Source organism: Candidatus Nomurabacteria bacterium (assembly GCA_023898525.1).
Classification (GTDB): domain Bacteria; phylum Patescibacteriota; class Minisyncoccia; order Phycocordibacterales; family UBA918; genus OLB19.
Genome location: CP060227.1, coordinates 622,438 through 642,645, shown reverse-complemented (window position 1 = coordinate 642,645; position 20,208 = coordinate 622,438). Strand labels below are relative to the sequence as shown.

Annotated in this window: 24 protein-coding genes; 18 read left to right on the top strand and 6 right to left on the bottom strand. The window is 39.8% G+C overall.

Annotation, left to right across the window (positions count from 1 at the left end; translation table 11 throughout):
• Window positions 1-16: 16 nt before the first annotated feature.
• Complete coding sequence (locus H6779_03030; GenBank protein USN87364.1) at window positions 17-427, bottom strand: HIT family protein; 411 nt, start codon at window positions 425-427, stop codon at window positions 17-19.
• Between the two features lie 47 nt (window positions 428-474).
• Here H6779_03030 and recJ point away from each other — a divergent pair, with 47 nt between their 5' ends.
• From recJ to H6779_03015, 3 genes are all read left to right on the top strand, one after another.
• The gene (gene recJ, locus H6779_03025; protein ID USN87363.1) at window positions 475-2,175 is read left to right on the top strand and encodes a single-stranded-DNA-specific exonuclease RecJ; all 1,701 of its coding nucleotides are present in this window, start codon (window positions 475-477) and stop codon (window positions 2,173-2,175) included.
• Window positions 2,176-2,224: 49 nt separating this feature from the next.
• The gene (locus H6779_03020) at window positions 2,225-2,641 is read left to right on the top strand and encodes a ribonuclease HI family protein (protein ID USN87362.1); all 417 of its coding nucleotides are present in this window, start codon (window positions 2,225-2,227) and stop codon (window positions 2,639-2,641) included.
• Window positions 2,642-3,337: 696 nt separating this feature from the next.
• Window positions 3,338-4,360, top strand: coding sequence for a transposase (locus H6779_03015; protein USN87361.1), 1,023 nt, complete (start codon window positions 3,338-3,340; stop codon window positions 4,358-4,360).
• Window positions 4,361-4,776: 416 nt separating this feature from the next.
• Here H6779_03015 and H6779_03010 read toward each other — a convergent pair whose 3' ends face one another.
• Window positions 4,777-5,463 carry an endonuclease/exonuclease/phosphatase family protein gene (locus H6779_03010; protein ID USN87360.1) on the bottom strand — a complete coding sequence of 229 codons (687 nt, stop codon included), beginning with the start codon at window positions 5,461-5,463 and terminating at the stop codon, window positions 4,777-4,779.
• A gap of 190 nt (window positions 5,464-5,653) precedes the next feature.
• Here H6779_03010 and H6779_03005 point away from each other — a divergent pair, with 190 nt between their 5' ends.
• The 4 genes from H6779_03005 (at window position 5,654) to H6779_02990 (ending at window position 7,947) form a co-directional block, all read left to right on the top strand.
• On the top strand, window positions 5,654-6,946 hold the full coding sequence (locus H6779_03005; protein USN87359.1) for a ComEC/Rec2 family competence protein: 1,293 nt from the start codon (window positions 5,654-5,656) through the stop codon (window positions 6,944-6,946).
• A 171-nt stretch (window positions 6,947-7,117) separates the two neighbouring features.
• Window positions 7,118-7,321 (top strand): hypothetical protein, encoded by a 204-nt coding sequence (locus H6779_03000; protein ID USN87358.1) that lies wholly within the window; start codon window positions 7,118-7,120, stop codon window positions 7,319-7,321.
• A gap of 55 nt (window positions 7,322-7,376) precedes the next feature.
• A complete protein-coding gene (locus H6779_02995) occupies window positions 7,377-7,628 on the top strand; it encodes a hypothetical protein (protein ID USN87357.1) in 252 nt (83 codons plus the stop codon).
• Window positions 7,621-7,947, top strand: a complete 327-nt coding sequence (locus H6779_02990) for a type II toxin-antitoxin system PemK/MazF family toxin (protein USN87356.1) — start codon at window positions 7,621-7,623, stop codon at window positions 7,945-7,947. The genes H6779_02995 and H6779_02990 overlap by 8 nt, the downstream gene beginning before the upstream one ends.
• Window positions 7,948-7,997: 50 nt before the next feature.
• Here the strand turns inward: H6779_02990 and H6779_02985 are convergent, their stop codons facing one another.
• On the bottom strand, window positions 7,998-8,621 hold the full coding sequence (locus tag H6779_02985) for a superoxide dismutase (protein ID USN87355.1): 624 nt from the start codon (window positions 8,619-8,621) through the stop codon (window positions 7,998-8,000).
• Window positions 8,622-8,751: 130 nt separating this feature from the next.
• On the opposite strand from H6779_02985, the gene H6779_02980 reads away from it, so the two are divergent.
• Complete coding sequence (locus tag H6779_02980) at window positions 8,752-9,348, top strand: DUF2238 domain-containing protein (protein ID USN87354.1); 597 nt, start codon at window positions 8,752-8,754, stop codon at window positions 9,346-9,348.
• Between the two features lie 93 nt (window positions 9,349-9,441).
• Window positions 9,442-10,239, top strand: a complete 798-nt coding sequence (locus H6779_02975; GenBank protein ID USN87353.1) for an MBL fold metallo-hydrolase — start codon at window positions 9,442-9,444, stop codon at window positions 10,237-10,239.
• A 60-nt stretch (window positions 10,240-10,299) separates the two neighbouring features.
• Here the strand turns inward: H6779_02975 and rpmB are convergent, their stop codons facing one another.
• On the bottom strand, window positions 10,300-10,542 hold the full coding sequence (rpmB, locus tag H6779_02970) for a 50S ribosomal protein L28 (protein USN87352.1): 243 nt from the start codon (window positions 10,540-10,542) through the stop codon (window positions 10,300-10,302).
• A gap of 206 nt (window positions 10,543-10,748) precedes the next feature.
• Here rpmB and H6779_02965 point away from each other — a divergent pair, with 206 nt between their 5' ends.
• The 3 genes from H6779_02965 (at window position 10,749) to rpsG (ending at window position 12,628) form a co-directional block, all read left to right on the top strand.
• On the top strand, window positions 10,749-11,396 hold the full coding sequence (locus H6779_02965) for a site-2 protease family protein (protein ID USN87351.1): 648 nt from the start codon (window positions 10,749-10,751) through the stop codon (window positions 11,394-11,396).
• A gap of 51 nt (window positions 11,397-11,447) precedes the next feature.
• A complete protein-coding gene (rpsL, locus tag H6779_02960) occupies window positions 11,448-11,855 on the top strand; it encodes a 30S ribosomal protein S12 (protein USN87350.1) in 408 nt (135 codons plus the stop codon).
• A gap of 302 nt (window positions 11,856-12,157) precedes the next feature.
• Window positions 12,158-12,628 carry a 30S ribosomal protein S7 gene (rpsG, locus tag H6779_02955; protein USN87349.1) on the top strand — a complete coding sequence of 157 codons (471 nt, stop codon included), beginning with the start codon at window positions 12,158-12,160 and terminating at the stop codon, window positions 12,626-12,628.
• Between the two features lie 128 nt (window positions 12,629-12,756).
• Here rpsG and H6779_02950 read toward each other — a convergent pair whose 3' ends face one another.
• A complete protein-coding gene (locus tag H6779_02950) occupies window positions 12,757-14,106 on the bottom strand; it encodes a hypothetical protein (GenBank protein ID USN87348.1) in 1,350 nt (449 codons plus the stop codon).
• Between the two features lie 192 nt (window positions 14,107-14,298).
• Between H6779_02950 and H6779_02945 the strand changes: the two genes are divergently transcribed.
• The 3 genes from H6779_02945 to H6779_02935 all read left to right on the top strand — a co-directional run bounded on the left by H6779_02945 (window position 14,299) and on the right by H6779_02935 (window position 16,428).
• Complete coding sequence (locus H6779_02945) at window positions 14,299-14,721, top strand: hypothetical protein (protein USN87347.1); 423 nt, start codon at window positions 14,299-14,301, stop codon at window positions 14,719-14,721.
• A 6-nt stretch (window positions 14,722-14,727) separates the two neighbouring features.
• A complete protein-coding gene (locus tag H6779_02940; GenBank protein ID USN87346.1) occupies window positions 14,728-15,783 on the top strand; it encodes a glycoside hydrolase family 15 in 1,056 nt (351 codons plus the stop codon).
• 192 nt (window positions 15,784-15,975) lie between these two features.
• Window positions 15,976-16,428: a Gmad2 immunoglobulin-like domain-containing protein gene (locus H6779_02935; GenBank protein ID USN87345.1), complete on the top strand. Its 453-nt coding sequence runs from the start codon at window positions 15,976-15,978 to the stop codon at window positions 16,426-16,428.
• Window positions 16,429-16,572: 144 nt separating this feature from the next.
• Here H6779_02935 and H6779_02930 read toward each other — a convergent pair whose 3' ends face one another.
• Window positions 16,573-16,938, bottom strand: coding sequence for a nucleoside triphosphate pyrophosphohydrolase family protein (locus tag H6779_02930; protein USN87344.1), 366 nt, complete (start codon window positions 16,936-16,938; stop codon window positions 16,573-16,575).
• Window positions 16,939-17,008: 70 nt separating this feature from the next.
• Here H6779_02930 and H6779_02925 point away from each other — a divergent pair, with 70 nt between their 5' ends.
• The 3 genes from H6779_02925 (at window position 17,009) to H6779_02915 (ending at window position 20,160) form a co-directional block, all read left to right on the top strand.
• Window positions 17,009-18,487 carry an ABC-F family ATP-binding cassette domain-containing protein gene (locus H6779_02925; protein USN87343.1) on the top strand — a complete coding sequence of 493 codons (1,479 nt, stop codon included), beginning with the start codon at window positions 17,009-17,011 and terminating at the stop codon, window positions 18,485-18,487.
• A gap of 662 nt (window positions 18,488-19,149) precedes the next feature.
• Window positions 19,150-19,548 (top strand): hypothetical protein, encoded by a 399-nt coding sequence (locus H6779_02920; GenBank protein USN87342.1) that lies wholly within the window; start codon window positions 19,150-19,152, stop codon window positions 19,546-19,548.
• Between the two features lie 21 nt (window positions 19,549-19,569).
• Entirely contained in the window at window positions 19,570-20,160 is a 591-nt protein-coding gene (locus tag H6779_02915) for an NAD(P)H-dependent oxidoreductase (GenBank protein ID USN87341.1), read from the top strand.
• The last annotated feature ends 48 nt before the right edge of the window (window positions 20,161-20,208 follow it).

Genomic DNA, 20,208 nt, shown 5'->3' with positions numbered 1-20,208 from the left:
AATCTCGTACAGATTATTAAGCTAAAGCTTCGCTTAGCTTTTCTTTAACTTCCACAAACTCTTCGTCTGTACAAGCCACATGTCTTGGTTTTTGATATGCCTCATCATTATCAAATCTCGGTACCACATGCAAATGAGCATGCCAGACTTCTTGACCACCAGCTGGTTCGTTGTTCATAACTATGGTTACACCGTCAGCTTTTAGTTCTTTCATCTGTGCTTGGGCTATCTTTTGCGCAACTTTCATCATATGAGCCAATACTTCTGAATCGCCGTCTAAAATATTTCTGAACTTGGTTTTAGGTACCACCAAAGCATGGCCTCTGTTTACTGGATTAATATCCAAAAAAGCTATTACCTTATCATCCTCATAAACTATATACGCCGGTATTTCGCGGTTTATTATTTTCAAAAAAATATCATCCATAATGTGTCTAGTATACCGCAAATTGCTACCGTGCTACTATACAGGAAATGACTCTATTTACAGTCAAGGAGGCTATTCTAGACAACGAGCTCGGTGATCTCGGGGTAAGCGACAAAACACTAGGTCAACTACTCTATAACCGCGACCTTAAAACTAAAGACGAGGTGGAGAAATTTTTAAACCCTTCTTACGACGAACATCTCCATGACCCATTCCTGCTTCATGATATGGAAAAGGCAGTAGCGAGAATTCTAAGAGCTATTGCTGATGATGAGAAGGTGGTTATTTATAGTGATTATGACTGTGATGGTATTCCAGGCGGGGTGGTGCTCCATGATTTTTTTAAAGCGATTGGGTTTGAAAATTTTTCTAATTACATTCCACACCGACATTATGACGGCTTTGGTTTAAGTGAAAAAGCGGTTTTGTCCATTAATAAAGACAGTGACCCAGCACTGATAATCACTATTGATTGCGGTACGACGGATTTTGAAGCGGTACGAGTGGCTAAAGAGCAAGGTATAGATGTGATTATTACTGATCATCATGAACCAAAGGAAAAATTGCCAGAAGCGGTGGCGGTGGTAAATCCAAAAATTGGCAACACTTATCCTTTTACTGGTCTTTGCGGAGCGGCGGTGATGTATAAGCTGGTACAAGCTCTGATTGCTCGGGGTAACTTTGAGATAAATGTTGGGCAGGAAAAATGGTGGCTTGATATGGTAGGGGTCGCCACCATAGCAGACATGGTGCCGCTTCGTGGTGAGAATAGAGTCTTAGCACATTATGGCCTAAGGGTTTTACGCAAGACACGTCGGCCGGGCTTACAAAAACTTCTTAGAAAACAAAAGGTTGATCCACGGTATTTATCTGAAGACGACATTGGTTTTACTATCGGTCCGCGTATCAATGCTGCTTCGCGTATGGATACGCCAGAAGATGCCTTTACTCTACTTTCAACCACTGATGAAGGTGAGGCAGAGGCGAGAATGTTGCATCTAGAAAAACTAAACACCGAGCGCAAGACGGCAGTATCCCAAATGACTAAAGAGCTCCATAAGCGATTGGAATTACTAGAAGAAATACCAGCGGTATTTGCCATGGGTAATCCGAATTGGCGACCGTCTTTGGTCGGTTTGTCGGCTAATAAGCTGGCGGAAGAATACAAACGTCCGGTTTTTCTTTGGGGCAAGGATGGCAACGGTATGTTTAAAGGATCATGTCGTTCCGGTGGAGAAGTAAGTGTAGTGAAATTAATGGAAGCTGTTCCAGAAATCTTTTATGAGTTTGGAGGACATCACGCTTCAGGCGGTTTCACCGTGCGCGAAGAAAAAATACACTTTTTTACCGAAGCTCTACAAAAGGCCCACGAGGCTCTAGGTACTGAAGCAGTAGTGCATGAACCACTTTCGGTTGATATGGAAATTACTTTAGACATGATCAATAATCAATTACTTAAAGCTCAGAGAGCTTGTGCACCGTTTGGGGCCGATAACGCCAAACCTCTTTATCTTATAAGTAACGTAAAGCCAGAAGAAGTAACGGTATTTGGTAAGGCCAAGGATCATACCAAATTGACTTTTGAGACTACCGGACTGGCCAAAGAAGCGATTGCTTTCTTTAAACTACCAGAGAATTTTACTGTTACCCCAACCACGGCTAAAGCCGTATCAATATTGGCTCACTTAGAAGAAAGCTTTTTTATGGGCCGGATGCAGATTCGACTGCGAGTGATTGATGTCATATAAAACAAAGGCTAATCGTCTTTTTAGTAGAAATCTGCTACACTCAAGCGATATGGAAACAATAGTGACTTTTACAGATGGGGGAGCCCGTGGCAATCCAGGACCAGCTGGAGTCGGAGTGCAAATTACCAAGGATGGTGAGGTGGTACGAGAAGTTAAAAAATCTATCGGCAACGCTACCAATAATTTTGCAGAATATTACGGTGTAATGTTGGCCCTACAAACTCTGAAACAGATATACGGAAAAAAAACCAAAGAAATGCAGTTTGAAATGCGTATGGATAGTGAGTTGGTAAAAAAGCAACTTAACGCTGAATACCAGATTAAAGAACCAGGATTGGTACCGATGTTTATTGAAATACATAACTTACGCGTATCTAATTTTCCTAACCTTTCTTTTGTTCACATCCCAAGAGCCCAGAACAAAGAAGCGGACAGACTGGCTAACGAAGCGATGGATGGAGAATAAACACCGTTTTACATCCTCCAATTTTGCCTATAATCTTACATTGTGATATCTTATTGAGGCTGTTGAGTAACAGCTTTCATTATTTTTTCCTTACCCCCGGACCACGTGTCTGGGGGATTCTTTTTTGCATAGATGCATCGTGATAGAGGGTTTCGAGAAGAGATTTTTCCCGTACAGACAGAACCATAAAAGCGGAAAAATCCTTATAAATAAGGATTTTTCCGCTTTTATGGTTCTACCCTCCTCACCAACCCTTGACAAATATTTCAAGTATGCTATGATACACAGGTCTTTAAGAGAAAACTCCTAAAGACCTCTGGACGAAAGATCCGGATGATAGAGTAAATTTTTTAGAATAGAGAAAAAAGGGCTTCCGGCTCATCCGAGTCGGAAGCAAAGATCAACTTGCAAAAAAGGAGTACTAGCCATGCATACAAGCAGAGCAGGCCCGGCGTCCATAAACGCCTATAGTCATTTTTTATTTTTCAAGTAACTGGCCGCGTCGGCGTGCGCCCTAGCTAACTAAGCGACCGGGCGCAGAGGGTTAACATTCGAATATTTCAAACACGAGTTTTGAAATGAATGTTAACCCTCTTATTATTTTAAACATGTCACAGACAAAGCTTGAAATACATAAGTACCCATACCAAGGGTGAATAATCTCACATACATATGAGACTCCTTAAATAAGGAGTAATGAGAATACATAACATTTTAAGGAACACCAGAGGGTTTGCCAAAGCGGCTGATAGTGCTCTAAAGTGGCAGACAATGAAAAACAAACAGGAGGTCGAAAGAAGAGTTAAAATACTCACGTTTTGGCAAAAACATGGTACTAATACCACCAAAGATGCTTTTGGCGTATCTAGACCAACTTTATTTAGATGGCAAAAAGAACTAAATGATAGTAATGGTAATATCCAAGCCCTAGACCCCAAGAGTACTGCTCCTAAGAAACGAAGAGTGAGACAGATATCACCACCACTAGAGCAAGCTATTATCAACTGGCGTACTAAGCGACCACGGATTGGTGGGAAAAAGCTGGTACCGCTATTGAAGAAGGAAGGATTCAAGGTGTCAGTTTCCTATGTTAATCGCTGTATCAGTGATCTTAAAGAACTAGGTAGACTACCGAATCCAGTTAAGCTCTCTTGGTACGCTAAGAGTGGTACACACAAAGAACAAAGAAAAACCAAGGTTAAAAAACAAAGAAGACCACAAAAACAAGGTTTGGAGATAGACACTATCGTGAGACACATAGATGGCACTAAACGGTACATACTCACCGCCATAGACATAGAAAGACGGTTTGCTTACGCTCGTACTTATACCAGTCATTCTTCAAATAGTGCTCGAGACTTTCTAAAACAACTTATACACTATACCCCTTTTAGTATAGATGAGATACAGACTGATAATGGTTCAGAATTCGCTAAATACTTCCACGAAGCTTGTTTAACTCTTAACATCAACCATTATCACACTTATCCACGTTGTCCTAAGATGAATGCCTATATAGAGCGATTCAATCGTACCGTTCAAGAAGAACACATTATTTATCACCGATCCCTGCTTCGAGATAGTATTCCTGACTTCAATGATTCACTGAATGAATGGTTGTATTGGTATAACCATGAGAGACCGCATGAAGGACTGGGTCTTTTGTCGCCCATGGAGTATTATAGAGAACATTATGAGATAGAGTCTCAAAGGTGGTGAGATCGTACAAAGGGTTGACAACATTCAGTTTTATCTGTTAAAGTTTGCGTTGGCCTCAATTTAAATAATTGAGTTTAAAATAACGTAGGGAGACTATAGTGAATCCACAGGCTTATATGCTAAAAAAGAGTACCGTTGTACATGAACCGACGAAAAGAATAGAAGCTGCTCTTCGTAGGATTGGTAACAGACTACTAAATACTCGGTCTTTTACTCCTGATGAGCGCACAGAAACATTCACCCAACTTAATGCTATTGTGGATGACTTAAATAAATCACACTCACACGCAGACCTGCTTGCACGGGCAATATTGCTGAAGTGTCAACTCCAAGAAAAAGATCTATAGCGGCGTAAAAAACACCGCAACCAAGCACACCGCGCCCGGACACCATAGGCGCGGTTATTTTTTATATATTTAGTCAGTCACTTTCAAAATATTAGCCACCACTGCCGCATGGTCACTAACTCCAAATTCCAACCTCACGTCCCTTGCTTCATACGGTGTTTGAGTGAAAATATAATCAACCATATACTCATCAAAGATCGGCTGTTTTATCTCCTTATTTCCCGCCCTGTGGAGATTTTTATCCAAGCTACTTTTGTATTTTGCTGGAATGTTATCTTTGTAATATTTAGTAACTTTTTCGTATAAAGAATTGTAACCGCGAGGCATATTGAAGTCACCACATATCATATGAGGTTCCTCTTTGGCTAGTAATTCTAGAAGTCTCGTCATACCTCTTATCTGAAAAACATCCTCATGACCATCCTTGGTGTCCATAAGGTGGGTGGTGGCGATATTGTATATACCAGAAGGGGTTTCGATATTGGTTATAATATAGGGATAAGATTCCGTCTCTTCTTTTCTGTCATTTTCATATTTAACAATCTCTGGAGAGCCTCGATGATAGTAATTTATTTTACTGGTAGAAGGAAATTTTGACGCTAACATTACTCCCATTACTATTTCTTTATTCATTCCATCTTCATCATATATACCCATGGGAGCATAGGCGGTCTGGTAACCTCTATTTTCTAGGTGGGTTAGAAAACCTTTTGGTACTTCCTGGGTACAAATCACATCTGGATCTTCTCTGTCCAAAAAGGGAAGTACAGTATCGTAATGTTTCTCTTTTTCTATATTTACAGTAATTAGCTTGAGCACGGCGGTGATTGCGGTTAATTGTAATTTAGTGAATATAATAACAAATTTTTTAAGTTTATAAATAAAAAATTATATTAATGTAATAGGAAATATAGTCGCTTGTTATAATTTGAACTAAGTAATTATTATGTCGTTTTATTATTTGTACAGTTTTATCCTATCTTTCACTTTGGGAGTGCTTGTCACAACGTTTGCCACCTTTAATTTACCGACTTTTGGCTTCATACTTCTATTATCCGCGCTTGGCGGACTTTTTTGGTATCGATCAAGATTGTTTGGTGGTGAGCTGATTGGGTGGTTGGTGTTTTCTGTAATGGTTTTGGGATTTTTGTCTGGAGTAGTACGGACGGAATATACAAAGTCAGAGTTTGGACAGTCGGTTCTCAAAGAACAAGTGGGAGAAGAGATGACTTTGACTGGAGTAGTGACAAAAGAGCCAGACCAGAGAGAAAATAGTCTTAGGCTTTTTGTTGATACTGGTGCAGATGTACTTTTGGTCACTACCGATCGCTATGTTTCGGTCGCTTATGGTGACGCGGTAGAGGTAAACGGCAAGCTATCTGCACCACAAAATTTTGAAACAGACTTTGGACGAATCTTTAACTACCAAGGATATTTGTTAGCGCAGGGCGTGGAATACCAGATATCTTTTGCTGAGGTTGAGGTTGTAGACCATGATAAGGGTAACTTGGTTATTTCTAAACTCCTTAACTTCAAGTCTGCCTTTATGGATAATCTAGAAAAGGTAATAGCTGAGCCGGCAGTTGGTCTTGGTGAAGGGCTTTTGCTCGGGGTAAAGCAGGCTCTCGGTGATGAGCTCGAAGAAGCTTTTCGGAAAACGGGAATCATTCATATTGTGGTTTTGTCCGGCTACAACATTATGCTCGTGGTGGCATTTGTGATGTTGGTCTTAGGGTATTTCTTATCGAGGCGGTGGCGTACAGTGTTTGGTATTTTAGCTATCATTTCTTTTGCGCTTTTGGTGGGGTTGTCGGCTACGGTAGTGCGCGCCAGTATTATGGCCAGCTTACTTTTAATAGCGCAGGCGACGGGGCGAATTTACTTAGTACTTCGTGCTCTCTTGGTGGCTGGTTTTATTATGCTTTTATTCAACCCACTGCTTTTGGTTTACGACGTTGGTTTTCAACTTTCGTTCATGGCTACGCTTGGACTTATCCTACTCACTCCTCAGCTTGAGCGATTATTTACCAAGATACCCAACCTAGCTGGAGCACGGATGTTCTTGACAGCGACCATCGCTACCCAGATTGCCGTATTGCCACTTTTACTTTATCAGATTGGGCAGTTTTCTGTAGTGTCTGTTTTGGTGAATCTTCTAGTGTTGCCGATGGTACCGGTAGCGATGCTTCTTACTTTTATTACCGGGATGCTGGGGTTTGTCTCCATGAAGTTGACTTGATTAGTTTCTATCCCGACCTATTGGTCGCTTACTTATATCAATAGCGTCGCACTTTGGTTTGCAGAGATACCTTTTGCTGCCACAGAGGTACCAACCTTTTCTTTTCTTGTTGTACCTGTCGCTTACATAACACTTGGTTTTACACTTTGGTATCTCTACCAAAAATATCCAGTGGTGGGGCAAGGAGATCTAGCTGCTGAATTGATCTCTAATTCTAGAGAGAGTGGAGAAAAATCAGAGATAGACGACCTAAGTAACTGGACTATTGTCGAAGAAACAGATGAGTTTGTGACTGGGTTAAAGGAAGAAGCTAAAAAGAAAAATCAGACAGTAAGTAAGTCTGATTCTTCCGATACACCAATTTTCTTTCGATAAATACTGTCTCTTTACGCAGGTTGACTATATTTTGTACAAAATGTACAATATAAGTATGAAAATGATTACTACAACAAATGCCAGAAAGCAAATTGCCAAGCTCATAGACTCCGTCAAAGAAACGGGGGGTGTTTTTGCAATCGGTCGCAGAAATAACCCTGAGGTTTTACTGATCAAATTTCCTTCAGAGTACAGAAGTGACGTTAGTGACATTACCAATGTGAACACCTATTCAGAAAGCTTTTCTTTTCTAGAGAATGAACCTGATATTTATTCAGTTGATGATCTAAAAAAGCGTTATGTATAAGAGAGGGACGATTGTTCTTGTTCCTTTTCCTTTTACTGACCTTTCAGGAGGTAAGGTAAGACCGGCTTTAATTATCTCCAAAGAGAAATCTAGTGATGTAATCGTTGTTTTTATTACATCAAAAATAAAAACTGCTGGTGTTAAAAGTTTAGTTGTTTTGCATCCAAATGAAGAAAATGGAATTAAGGTTAAATCAGGTATTATTTGTGACAAGATAGCTACTTTAGATAAAAAAGTAATTTTAGGAGAGTTGGGTTATATTTCAGAATTTGACCAAGCAAATGTAGACAAGATGCTAAAAAAAGTTTTGGGATTGTAATAAACATACAAACAGCCGGCGACTTTGTCTCCGGCTGTTTGTGTTTTTCTTTACTCCGCCTTACAAGAATCACAGCTAGGATCACAGTCATGCTTGCATTCCACCCGACTAGCTACCACTTCCCAGTTAAGGTTATTGAAGAAAGCGGTGATGTATTCTTTCTTCTTGCTTGGTGGGTAGTCAAGCATATATGAGTGTTCCCACATATCAAGAGCTAGGACTATATCAAGGTCAGCTAGTTGGCCAAGGTGTTGTTCATCTACCCAAGTTTGTACCAACTGGTTGGTTTGTCGGTCGATATAGAGCATAGCCCAACCAACGCCACGGGTAAGAGCAAGGTGTTCAAAGCAGTGATACCAGTTGTCGACATCACCCCAACGAGCGATAAACATATCTTTTAGCTTTCCGTCTGGAAGTGACTTTGGTCCATTTTCAAATTGAGAAAAGTAATACTCGTGGTTACGCATACCACCAAATTCAAAACCAAGCCGGCGTTGCATTTCATTGATAGCGTATTGATTGTTGTCTCGGTCGTTACAGTAGGCATCCATTTTTTCACGGATGAGATTTACACTTTTAACATATCCCTGATAGAGACCAAGGTGCTCGGTGATGGTTTCTTGACTGATACCTGTAAGTTCAGGAATGTCGAATTGTTTGGCTTCGTAATTCATAGATAAAGAACTTTTTATATATGTTAGTAAACACTCAGATAATCTTCATTCTATCACATCAGTTTATTTCTAGTGAAGCAAAGTGTGACAAAGTTGGTAATTTTAATAAAGCATTAGTTAGAATTAAGTAATGATAAATAATTCTAAGTTTCCTAAAATTTTATTAGCAACTTATTTGTTAGTTTTTATTTGGCTTGGTATTGAGCCTTATAGTCGCGATGTTTGGTTGGCTGAAAATTTACCGATATTTTTGATCGTACTTTTCTTGGTGGTTTTGTATTTTAGAGGCGTACGTTTTTCTAATACCAGCTACGCCTTGATGTCGGTTTTGATATTTATGCATACAGTGGGTGGATACTTTACTTTCGAGCGAGTACCGTTTGATTGGTTTAATGATCTGTTTGGTTTTGAAAGAAATATGTATGATCGAGTAGCTCACTTCACGGTTGGATTTTACGCCTTTGCTTTAGCTGAGTATTTGAATGTTAGAAAGTTAGCTAATACCCGTTGGTTGGTGTATCTCACGCCTTTGTTTTTTATAATTTCAGTAGCGGCCGTGTATGAAATGTTTGAGTGGTGGTTTGCAGCTACTTATGGTGGTGATGCAAGCGCCGCTTTCCTTGGTTCACAAGGTGATATTTGGGATGCCCAAAAAGATATGTTAATGGATACACTTGGAGCAATCTCGGCACTGGTTTTGTATGCGCTTGTGAGGAAAAAGAAATAAATGTCTAACTCTATTCTGCTAACTAGATCTTTTGTTTTAGTGACATTGCTGATTGTAATGCTGTGTTGTTTTATAAACACTTCTTATAGTGGAATGAGTGAGCAGGCGTTCACATACAACACAGACTCTCCATATTTAACGGTTACTTTTCTTGATGTGGGGCAGGGGGATGCAATTTACATTGAAACGCCAGACGGAGTACAGGCTTTGATTGATGGTGGAGCAAATAATGCTGTATTACGAGAGCTCGGTAAACAAATGCCGCTTTTTGATCGAAGTTTGGATGTGGTCTTAGCGACTCATCCCGACAAAGACCATATCGGTGGTTTGGTAGATGTGCTTAAGCGATACGAGGTTGCAAACATAATTAGAACAAATAACGAAGGAGAAACCGCGACAATAGACGCGTTTAACCTAGCAGTTAGCAACGAGGGAACAGCCATTAGTTACGCGACTGCTGGTCAACAATTGGCTCTGGGAGCATCAACTTCAGTTTTGATTTTGTCGCCAGCTGGAGATGTAACAGACTTAGAAAGTAACACCTCTTCAATAGTCGCTCAGCTACGTTATGGAGAAGTGGAGTTTATGTTGACCGGTGACGCACCGGTTAGTATTGAAAAGTATTTGGTAGATACTTTTGGCGAGGCTTTGGAGAGCGAAGTTTTGAAATTTGGACATCATGGTTCGCGTACCTCAACGGCTGATGAATTTTTAGATACAGTTGATCCTCAGTACGGGGTTGTTTCGGCCGGTCAGGATAATCGCTACGGTCACCCACATAAGGAAGTAATAGAAAAAGCTGAGAGCAGAGGTGTGGACATTTTTAACACGGCTGATATAGGAACGATAGTATTTAAAACCGATGGGAAGGATGTGTGGGTAGAGGAGTAGAGGGGGGGTGTAACCCACTTAAAAAGGCCGGCCCCTACGGGGCCGGCCTTTTTAAGTGGGTTACACCAGGTTTACTTCTTTCAAAGTCTTGTACGCACCGTTCTTTGCAATCGTACGTAGAGCCTTAGCTGAAACTGTTACCGTAACAGACTTACCTAGCTCAGCTACGTAAATACGCTTCTTCTGTAGGTTTGGTGCTCGCTTGGTTTTTCCAGACGGATTGAATTGAGTCGCACGAGTACGGTTGCTGTACTTGCCGCCAATCTGTGTCTTTTTACCAGTGATGTCGCATTTCTTTGCCATAAATATCTATATTTAAAGTCTGGCTATACTAGCACGCATATCTGATATTGCAAGCATTTTTATAGATTTTGTAGTTTTGTATGTGTTACAACATCTGCCAAGGGTTACCCTAGGCAAGGTTGCCTAGGGTAACCCTTGGCAGATGTTGTTTATACTATCTGTAATGATTTTGAAAAAAGGACGTTTATGCGTATGATAGTAACCATATGGATCCATTTAATATCGCAATGATTATTGCCTTAATTATTTCAATAGTACTGCACGAAATGGCACATGGCTACGCCGCTAACTGGCTCGGCGACCCAACCGCCCGGCTGCAAGGCAGGTTATCAGCTAATCCTCTAGTACACATAGATCCTTTAGGGTCTATAATAATCCCGGGCCTATTATTATTTAACCCTCTAACTATAATGGGTCACCATTTGCTTTTTGGTTGGGCTAAACCTGTACCATATAATCCTTACAACTTCACCAACCAAAAGTGGGGCGAGACCATTGTAGCGGCTGCTGGTCCGGCTGCTAACATCGGCATAGCTATAATATTCGCCATTTTAGTGCGTAGTGCTGAAGTATTGAATCTATCTCACACTTTTGTGGAGCTTTCAATTAATATTATTTTACTTAATATTTTCCTTGCCTTCTTTAATCTTGTACCAATTCCACCTTTAGATGGTTCTAAGATTTTATCAAGGTTTTTACCGTACTCACTAGCTATGCGCTATGAACACCTTAGACTTTTTATGGAACGTAATATTTTGATCTCTTTTCCAATAATTATAATTGTTTTTATATTTTTATTAAGCCCCTTACTTTTTGTAATGACTAGTCTTTTTGCCTCATTACTAATTCAATAAATCTATAAATAGTTGCAAAAATAGCTAGTTATAGTATTGTATTCGGGCTTTATGGCAACAATACAACAATTAACAAAAAAGAAGCGACGCGACCCAGCTCGAAAGAGTAAGACTGGTGCTTTGCATTCTGGATTTAACAAAATCGAGAACAAGCCCAACTCTTACAATTCACCTTTCAAGCGCGGCGTTTGTACTCGTGTAACCACCAAGACTCCACGAAAGCCGAACTCAGCGATTCGAAAGATTGCTCGTGTTCGTTTGAGTAATGGTCAAGAAATCACCGCTTACATTCCAGGTATCAAGCACAGCTTGCAGGAACACTCAGTGGTATTGGTACGCGGTGGCCGGGTAAAAGACATTGGTGTGCAGTACACTATCGTTCGCGGTAAGTACGACGCTACTGGTGTAAACGAACGACGACGGGGTCGCTCTCGCTACGGCGCAAAACGCCCTAAATAATTAAAAATCACTTCATCTGTGTCGTTGAACATTAAAAAATATCACTCAATGAACAATAAGTTCACCTCATAATATTTTTTAATGTTCGCCTCACATCTAAAGCAATTTTTAATTATTTTAAAATCAAATCTTAGTAAATTTAAGATTTAAAAAAAGCAAAATTAATAGTTTATATTCGCTATAGATATGTGACGCGATTCAAGCCTAACAGGCTTCGGAATCAAATTATGCGAAGAATGAAGAATGTCAAAACCTCCTCATTCTTAAACGTAGCAATATTTTAAGAATCAAATTATAAGAATATGAGACGTCCAATCAAAAATCGTCCAACAGTAAAGCCTGACGTGGTGTACGGATCAGTTGATGTAGAACGACTGATCAATTACATCATGCTACGTGGTCAAAAAGAAACCGCTCGCAAAATCGTCTATGCCGCTTTTGAGGAAATCAAAAACGCTAAGGACGGCGGTGATCCACTAGAGGTTTTCAATGCTGCTGTGCGAAATGCCGGTCCTCTAATGGAGGTACGTTCACGCCGAGTTGGTGGAGCCAACTATCAGGTACCACGTGAAGTGCGCCCAGAACGCCGAATGGCTTTGGCCCTGCGCTGGATTATCGCTGGGGCCCGCAAGCAAGCCGGCGTACCAATGCACAAAGCTCTTGCAGCCGAACTAAAGCTGGCCGCCAAAGAAGAGGGTAATGCAGTAAAGAAGAAAGAAGATACTCACAAGATGGCAGAAGCCAACCGAGCGTTTGCTCACTTTGCTTGGTAGAAATCAAGTCAAAGTTGAAAACACAAAAGGTGCGCCCTACGGGCGCACCTTTTGTGTTTCAGTTATAAAAATAAAAAACGGTTGCGGTTTTCATAAAAGAAAACCGCAACCGCAAAAACAAGACTCTACTAATCATTTGCAACGAACCTATTACCACGTCCTGAACTTGAATCTATACAATCACCCAAACCAGTATGTACTGCATTCATAACTCTTCTTAGTGCATAAATGCGTTGGTTAATAGAAGCCGGCTTAACATCACCCAACTTTTTAGCGATATCGGTAGCAAATATATATTTACCGTTTTCGGCAACCAGAATGTCTAGTACATCTAATTGATATTTGGTCAAAATAACTTTATGACCGTTAATAGTAACTTTATACTTAGTTCTCGATATCTGTACTCTTGCAAGTTTTGGTATAACGTCGTCAGGTTTACTACTTTCTAACACTTGTTGTTCGGTTACATCAGATTTAGTGACAATATTATTTGACATGTCACCACTACTGTTATTAGCAGAATTTGCGGTAACTGTTCGCTGTAAAAGATTATCTTCAATTTGCTGTATTCCAATCTTTGCTAGTCTAACCAAGGCTAATAATACTTCATTACTTAACCCTGAGTTATTTGTAGGTAGATTAGCTGTACAACCACATGCTTCCGAGCCAATAATATCTTCTTCTGGTTTCAATGACGCTTGCAATTCATCCTGAACATCAGATTCTTCAGCAACAGTCTGTTCAACACCAATATCTGTCCCACAAACTTCAGTAACATCTCCAGGAACTAGCGTCTTAGCTAGTGTTGCAGTTGTGTCAACTTCAACATCAGAGTTGATTAGATGAGTGTCGTCAGTGCCTGTTTCTGCTGTTGTGTCACTCGTCTCATTTGTATCAGGCTGTTCAGGCAGCTTTTCTTCGTCAACAAAGTCAGTAACAGATCCTGCTTCTTCAGAAGATGTATCAACATCACTTGTTTCTTCCTGACTATCTTCGGCAACTATTTCAGTTTCTGGTGTGTTGTCGATTGGTTCTGTTACTTTAGTTTCAGCTGTAACGATCTCGGCTTCAACTAAATCAAGTTGTTTGTATACTGTGGCACGAAATCTTTTTTCCTCACCAATCTCAAGCTTTGTTACAAAATTTGCGCCAGCCACTTTTAAGATTTCTGATTTAATCGTGTCGTCATCATATTCGTTCCGAAAAACAAAAATGAAGAGATTTGGAAAATTTTTCCTAACAGCTTGTAGGACACTGACTATGTTTATGCCTATATCATCAAAAATATCAGTTGATAAAATAAGCATTTGTGTTTCACTGAAAGTTGATCCTAAAGATTTTAGTAATCCAGGTAATCCGCCCTGCGGACAAGTAGGTTTTTCATCAATTTGTGGACCTTGAATTGCATTGGCTACACCATTGGATTCTTCTGGTAAAGATGTTGCAATTACTACGAGTTTTCTGTTTTCAGTAGACATTGTTTTTCCTCCTTTTCAAATAACTACTGTTAAACAAATTTACAAATGTTGCCGTTTGGCATTCTGCCACAGAAAAACTTTTTTAAAAATTGGCAGACAAGGTTTTTTATGGTTTGGAAGTAAACCGTATTTAGCTTTAAGTATCAAAAAATATTAAAGGATCTTTCTTTACGTGATACAATTAAAATAAGTATGGAAAAAATAAATCAGACAGAAAAGATATCTTTGGTAGAAAAACAGAAGCAAGAGGCTTTCAATGAAGTAATTGATACTTTATTTGAGCAATTTCCCATTGAGTTAAAATCAACTTTTGAATCACACGGCAGGGAATACTCCCTGACTTCGGCCGAAGACTGTATGGTGGCATTTGCGGAGCAGAACCGCGAAGCGGTTGAAACCCTGTACGAAGAAATTAAAGAGAAAGATGATTATCGAAAAGAGCAAGCTATAGCTAAACTATACGCGCTGTTCGTTGCCTATGAAAAGACTGTGGCTCTCTATGCTGAACTTAGAAGTTATTATCCGACGGCAGCCGGCAGGGTGGAAGAAAAATTACCACCGTTGTCACACATAGCAGAACACGGCAGCAACGAATGGAGTAAAATTCAATCATAGTCACATATGTCATCTTTTGATTTCGATAAAGAAATAAAGCAACACCTGGACGTAGTTCGCACTTTACAAAAACCTTCCGGCGTTTTTACCGCTTCCGCTCATGATGTTGCCACCGGTTACGACAAAGCTTGGCTTAGAGACATATATTTTATGACTTTAGGTTTTCTTGAAACTGGGGAGTTAAAGGTGGTACAAGAAGCAGCCAAAGCCCTACTGACAGTTTTTGTGAAGCATAAGGACAAGATTAATTGGGCTATTGAGAACAAGCCACACGAGACTTGGCAGTATATTCACGCCCGTTTTAATCCAGAAACTTTTGAAGAATACTGGGAAGAGTGGGGAAATAGCCAAAACGATGCTGTGGGTGAAGTGCTTAATCTCTTGGTCGAACTTGAGCTTAGAGGAGCTAGCGTAGTAGAAACTGAAGAGGAAAGGGAAATGGTACAAAAGATTATCGATTACTTGGTAGCCTTGGAATATTGGCACGATGCCGATAACGGCATCTGGGAAGAGAACATGGAAGTTCACGCCTCGTCAGTCGGATCTTGTGTCGCTGCACTCAAGAAAGCAGCACAACTAAGCTGGCTTCATGTACCAGAGATAGCCATACAACAGGGTGAAAAAGCTTTACGCTCACTATTACCCCGCGAATCAATTTCTAAATTTGCTGACCTAGCCTTACTTTCACTTATTTACCCTTTTGCAGTAACAACCGAGGAAGAAACTTTGGAAATCCTACGAAATATTGAATACCACTTAACTAAAGACAGGGGAGTAATTCGTTACAAACTAGACCGTTACTACAATAACAACGAGGATGGGTATAGCGAGGAAGCCGAATGGTGCTTTGGTCTTTCGTGGTTAGCGATTGTTTATGCTGAGCGTGGAGAAAAAGAAAAAGCCTACTATTATCTACGCAGAGCAAAAGACGCTGTCACACCAGACGGCTTAGTGCCGGAACTTTATTATTCCCACACCAATAAACCAAATGACAATACGCCTCTCGGCTGGTCGGAAAGTATGTATGTGGTGGCACTTAAAAAAGTAAAGGATTTGTCGTAAATAAACTCTACCAGGATTTATTTTAACTATACCAATTACTAACATTGGTTGATATACTTATGGATACTATGATAAAAGCAATTTACATATTTCTAGCTATAGCTATCATTGCTGGAATCGCTAGCGTTTTTTTAAAATAAGACCAGTGACTCCATAGGTGATAATAAACCGGTAACTTGTACTATGGATGCTATGCAGTGTCCAGATGGTACTTATGTAGGAAGAACCGGTCCAAACTGCGAATTTGTATGCCCTGATGAAGGATCAGTAACAACCAAAAGTGAATGGGAGAAGAAAGTTGACCTAATAAAGGTCACCTCTCCGTTACCAAATGAATTGATCTCTAGTCCGTTGGTTATCAGTGGTGAAGCTAGAGGATTTTGGTTTTTTGAAGCTAGTTTCCCGATTGTTCTGGTAGATTGGGATGGGAAAATCATTGCCGAAGGTTATGCCACTGCAAAGGACGATTGGATGACGGAAGATTTTGTCTCCTTTGTATCTACTTTAAATTTTGTGAGTCCATATCATATTTCAGATCCCGAGTTTATGCGGAAGGGTAGTTTGATTTTAAAAAAAGACAACCCCTCAGATTTACCAGAACACGACAACGCGATAGAAATACCAGTTCGTTTTACCAGTATTTAAAATCATTTGATATAATTTGAGTAAATTATAATTTTAAGTTTCATATATGGCAAAAGGAACAGATATGCGAAAAGAGAAGAAGAAACCAAAGAAGGACAAGGGCGAGAAGAAATAAAAGAAGCGGCACCGTCGGTGCCGCTTCTTTTATTTCTTCTCGCCCAATACCCTGCCAATCTCAGCTGGTTTGTAGTTTTTGCCTTTTATCATCTTAAACTCATGGTAATCTTTACTCATGTTAGATTTGCAAACTTCAGCAAAAATTTCCTCAATTTTACCTTGTAACCCATGTTCCAAAATAGTGCCGTACGTAGCAAAAAGAATATCGGCCAATTCCTTTGCCACATTTTCTAAATCACCATTTTCTGCACCAGCTTTATATTCCTCCAATTCTTCTTTCATAAGTCTGTGTCTTAGGTCAATTCGATCTTTATTTGGTATAACCGGTTCACTTTCAACTGGTACTTGAAACTTTTTGTGAAATTTTGCCACTAATTCAAGCTCTTCTTTCATAAAATACTATTAATTATTGAGAAATATTACCTGTTTCATATTGTAGCAAAATAGTGTATGGTAATCACCTATGTCAAGAAATAGCGGGATTATTGTTTTTAAAGATGTATCGTATGAATACAATGCCACTCGTCCAATTTTAAACGAAGCCAACTTCGTGGTGCGGCGTGGTGCCAAGATGACTCTAATGGGTCAAAACGGGGCTGGTAAGAGTACTATCTTTTCTCTTATTACTGGTAACATCCGTCCGGACGAGGGTGATATAAATATTGAACCACGCACCACTGTTGCCATCTCTCGCCAAATCATTCCTCGTGACGAGCTCACCTTAACCGTACGTGAATTTTTTGAACGCAGCTTTTCTGAAAAAGTTTACGATATAGATCCAAAAATTGATTCTGTGCTTGAGGTGGTTAATTTAACTCCAACCGAGAAGATGCGTGAGACTTTCAAAGACAGAATAATTGGTAGTTTTTCAGGCGGCCAACAAGCTCGCCTACTCCTAGCTCAAGCTTTGATTCAAAATCCTGATGTACTTTTACTGGATGAGCCGACCAACAATCTTGATGTGGCCGGTATTGAGCACCTGACTGAGTTTCTTAAGGAGTACAAGAAAACTGTTTTGGTGATTTCTCACGATGCTGATTTCCTAAATGCTTTTACGCATGGGGTGTTGTATTTAAATACCCAAAGACGACAAGTTGAGCAGTATAATGGTAACTACCATGCAGTAGTGAAAGAGATAGCAGCCCAAGTAGAAAAAGAAAAACGCGAAAACGCTAGGTTATCAAAAGAGATTCAAGCTAATAAAGAAAAAGTAAACTACTTTGCCAGTAAGGGAGGTAAGATGCGTCTGGTGGCCAAAAGAATGCGTGACGAAATAGAAGAGGCAGAGGAGAATAAGGTTGATGTCCGTCGTGAAGATAAAGCTATTAGACCATTTACCATTGATCCGGCTGATGATATACCGCTTGAGGTGGTAAAACTAACTTCATACCAAGCGATCAAAAACCATGAACCAAAAGAGGTGGAGTGTGACTTGGTCTTAAAGCGAGGTATGCACTTACAAATAGTAGGACCAAACGGAATTGGTAAAACCACACTTCTAGAAAAACTAGCCTCCGGACATGCCAAAGGTGAACATGTAACAGAGGGGGTAAAGATTGGTTATTACCGACAGGATTTTTCTAACTTGGATTTTGATAAGTCAGTTTTTGAAACTTTGATGGATTCAATGCAAGAGAAACTGGAAGAAAAAATGCGTTCTATCGCTGCTGGTTTCCTTCTCTATGGCGACGTGATGAAAGTGAAAGTAGGGAACTTGTCGGAAGGACAGAAGGGTTTGGTGGCTTTCGCTAAACTTACCATGGAAGGACCGGGGCTTTTGATCTTAGACGAGCCAACCAACCACATCAACTTCCGCCACATTCCGGTAATTGCCGAAGCACTTCACAACTATAAAGGCGCGATGATTCTAGTTTCTCACGTACCGGAGTTTGTCGAACAAATCAGAATTGATGAGGTGCTAGACTTAGCAAAAAAGAAGTAATAATAAAACCCCCACACCTACGGCACGGGGCTTTTATTAAACTTCCATATTTAGGATAAATGTTGTAACATTCGTTTCGGTAATAGTAATACATATTAACTTTTATATGGGAGCCTAGGAACGTGAAAGGTAAATTGAAACAAAGAAAAAGGATAAACCGGTACGTAATTGCAGGTTATGGGTTAACGGTCGGCTTCAACGAAGATGATATTCGGATTGAAGTGAGTAAATATCCAAAAGTAATTATCCTCAGTCATGAAAATTGGAACCATTTTTTAAACCGTATAAAGTCATTCAACATAAATCTCATTCATAGAGTTAGATCACTGAAGATAACTAGTAGCAAAAATCAGTCTATTAGTATAGAAGGTCAATACATAAAAAACTTCCTAGAATCAGTTCATAACGGGGCGTATGATATACGCCAAAAAAAAATTTAACAATAATTGGCATCGACACTCAGCTGTGTCGATGCCTTTATTTTGTCTCTAAAATAAAATTGGACCTGATTTAGTGTAAAGTAAACTTTACATTACAATACGCAGCCTATATAATTGATTCATCATGCTTTTGCATGAAAAGCAAAACTGGCTGAACTTTAGAAACTGCTTCTAAGCGTTTCTACTGCATATATATTTATCTAAAATTAACTATAAATAATCATGATTTATGTAAACAAAGGAATACTAGGAGGTGTTGTTGGTGGAGTGGTATTTGGATTAATCATGCAAATGATGGGCATGATGCCAATGATAGCCATGTTGGTTGGCAGTGAATCTGCTGCTATAGGCTGGATAGTACACCTACTTATCAGCGCCGTTACCGGAGCCATTTTTGGACTATGGTTCGGGTCACAAATCACCAGTTCTAGCGCTGGAGTAAAGTACGGAATTATCTATGGTGTCATTTGGTGGGTTCTAGGTGCTCTTATTTTAATGCCTATGATTTTAGGTATGAGCGACATGATAGGAAAGATCGGGCAAGCCCAATGGATGTCACTAATGGGTCACTTGATCTGGGGTATTATTATGGGTCTAGTTGTTTACAAGCAATCAAACTAAAACCGATAAGTTGGTACGCCCATGGATAATGAAGTGCTAATAATTTATGCTCATCCCAAAACTACCATCGCCGGAAATTGCCAACACATCCTCGAAGCGGTAAAAAAGCAACTAGGATGTAACAGCAAGCAATATAAATTACTGGATTTATATACAGAGAACTTCAATCCGGTAATGAGCGCTTCCGAACACTATGTAAGTGGAGGTAAACAAATAAATCCGGATATTGAAAGATATCAATGCTTATTTAAAAAAAGCAAATATATAGTACTGATTCATCCAATCTGGTGGGGAGGAATGCCAGCTATATTAAAAGGTTTTTTTGATCGTCTATTAACACCTGGCTTTGGTTATAAATACATAAAGGGAATACCGCACAAGTTATTCAAGGACAAAAAAGCGGTAGTGTTTCAAACCAGTGGCGGCCCTTGGTGGTGGACCAACGTGGTACAAAATGCACGGGCTCGTTACAACATAAAGAATGACATCCTGGGTTTCGTGGGGATTGAGTCACACGTATTGTTGTTAACAAACGCAAGAGCTGTGACGGAAAAACAAAAAGAGCGTATTAGAAAATTAACTAAACGAGGTTTAAAGAAGCTGTGGCAATAAGAAAAGCTGGGCGACCCTACGGGTCGCCCAGCTTTTCTTATTGCCACA

Coding starts and splice junctions, on each gene's coding strand:
- H6779_02925 (USN87343.1), top strand. CDS start 17,009: ATGTCAAGAAATAGCGGGATTATTGTTTTTAAAGATGTATCGTATGAA.
- H6779_02990 (USN87356.1), top strand. CDS start 7,621: ATGTATAAGAGAGGGACGATTGTTCTTGTTCCTTTTCCTTTTACTGAC.
- H6779_02915 (USN87341.1), top strand. CDS start 19,570: ATGGATAATGAAGTGCTAATAATTTATGCTCATCCCAAAACTACCATC.
- H6779_02980 (USN87354.1), top strand. CDS start 8,752: ATGATAAATAATTCTAAGTTTCCTAAAATTTTATTAGCAACTTATTTG.
- H6779_02995 (USN87357.1), top strand. CDS start 7,377: ATGAAAATGATTACTACAACAAATGCCAGAAAGCAAATTGCCAAGCTC.
- H6779_03005 (USN87359.1), top strand. CDS start 5,654: ATGTCGTTTTATTATTTGTACAGTTTTATCCTATCTTTCACTTTGGGA.
- H6779_02940 (USN87346.1), top strand. CDS start 14,728: ATGTCATCTTTTGATTTCGATAAAGAAATAAAGCAACACCTGGACGTA.
- H6779_02985 (USN87355.1), bottom strand. CDS start 8,621: ATGAATTACGAAGCCAAACAATTCGACATTCCTGAACTTACAGGTATC.
- H6779_02920 (USN87342.1), top strand. CDS start 19,150: ATGATTTATGTAAACAAAGGAATACTAGGAGGTGTTGTTGGTGGAGTG.
- H6779_03030 (USN87364.1), bottom strand. CDS start 427: ATGGATGATATTTTTTTGAAAATAATAAACCGCGAAATACCGGCGTAT.
- H6779_03020 (USN87362.1), top strand. CDS start 2,225: ATGGAAACAATAGTGACTTTTACAGATGGGGGAGCCCGTGGCAATCCA.
- rpmB (USN87352.1), bottom strand. CDS start 10,542: ATGGCAAAGAAATGCGACATCACTGGTAAAAAGACACAGATTGGCGGC.
- H6779_03015 (USN87361.1), top strand. CDS start 3,338: ATGAGAATACATAACATTTTAAGGAACACCAGAGGGTTTGCCAAAGCG.
- H6779_02930 (USN87344.1), bottom strand. CDS start 16,938: ATGAAAGAAGAGCTTGAATTAGTGGCAAAATTTCACAAAAAGTTTCAA.
- rpsG (USN87349.1), top strand. CDS start 12,158: ATGAGACGTCCAATCAAAAATCGTCCAACAGTAAAGCCTGACGTGGTG.
- rpsL (USN87350.1), top strand. CDS start 11,448: ATGGCAACAATACAACAATTAACAAAAAAGAAGCGACGCGACCCAGCT.
- recJ (USN87363.1), top strand. CDS start 475: ATGACTCTATTTACAGTCAAGGAGGCTATTCTAGACAACGAGCTCGGT.
- H6779_02950 (USN87348.1), bottom strand. CDS start 14,106: ATGTCTACTGAAAACAGAAAACTCGTAGTAATTGCAACATCTTTACCA.
- H6779_02945 (USN87347.1), top strand. CDS start 14,299: ATGGAAAAAATAAATCAGACAGAAAAGATATCTTTGGTAGAAAAACAG.
- H6779_02935 (USN87345.1), top strand. CDS start 15,976: ATGCAGTGTCCAGATGGTACTTATGTAGGAAGAACCGGTCCAAACTGC.
- H6779_02965 (USN87351.1), top strand. CDS start 10,749: ATGGATCCATTTAATATCGCAATGATTATTGCCTTAATTATTTCAATA.
- H6779_02975 (USN87353.1), top strand. CDS start 9,442: ATGAGTGAGCAGGCGTTCACATACAACACAGACTCTCCATATTTAACG.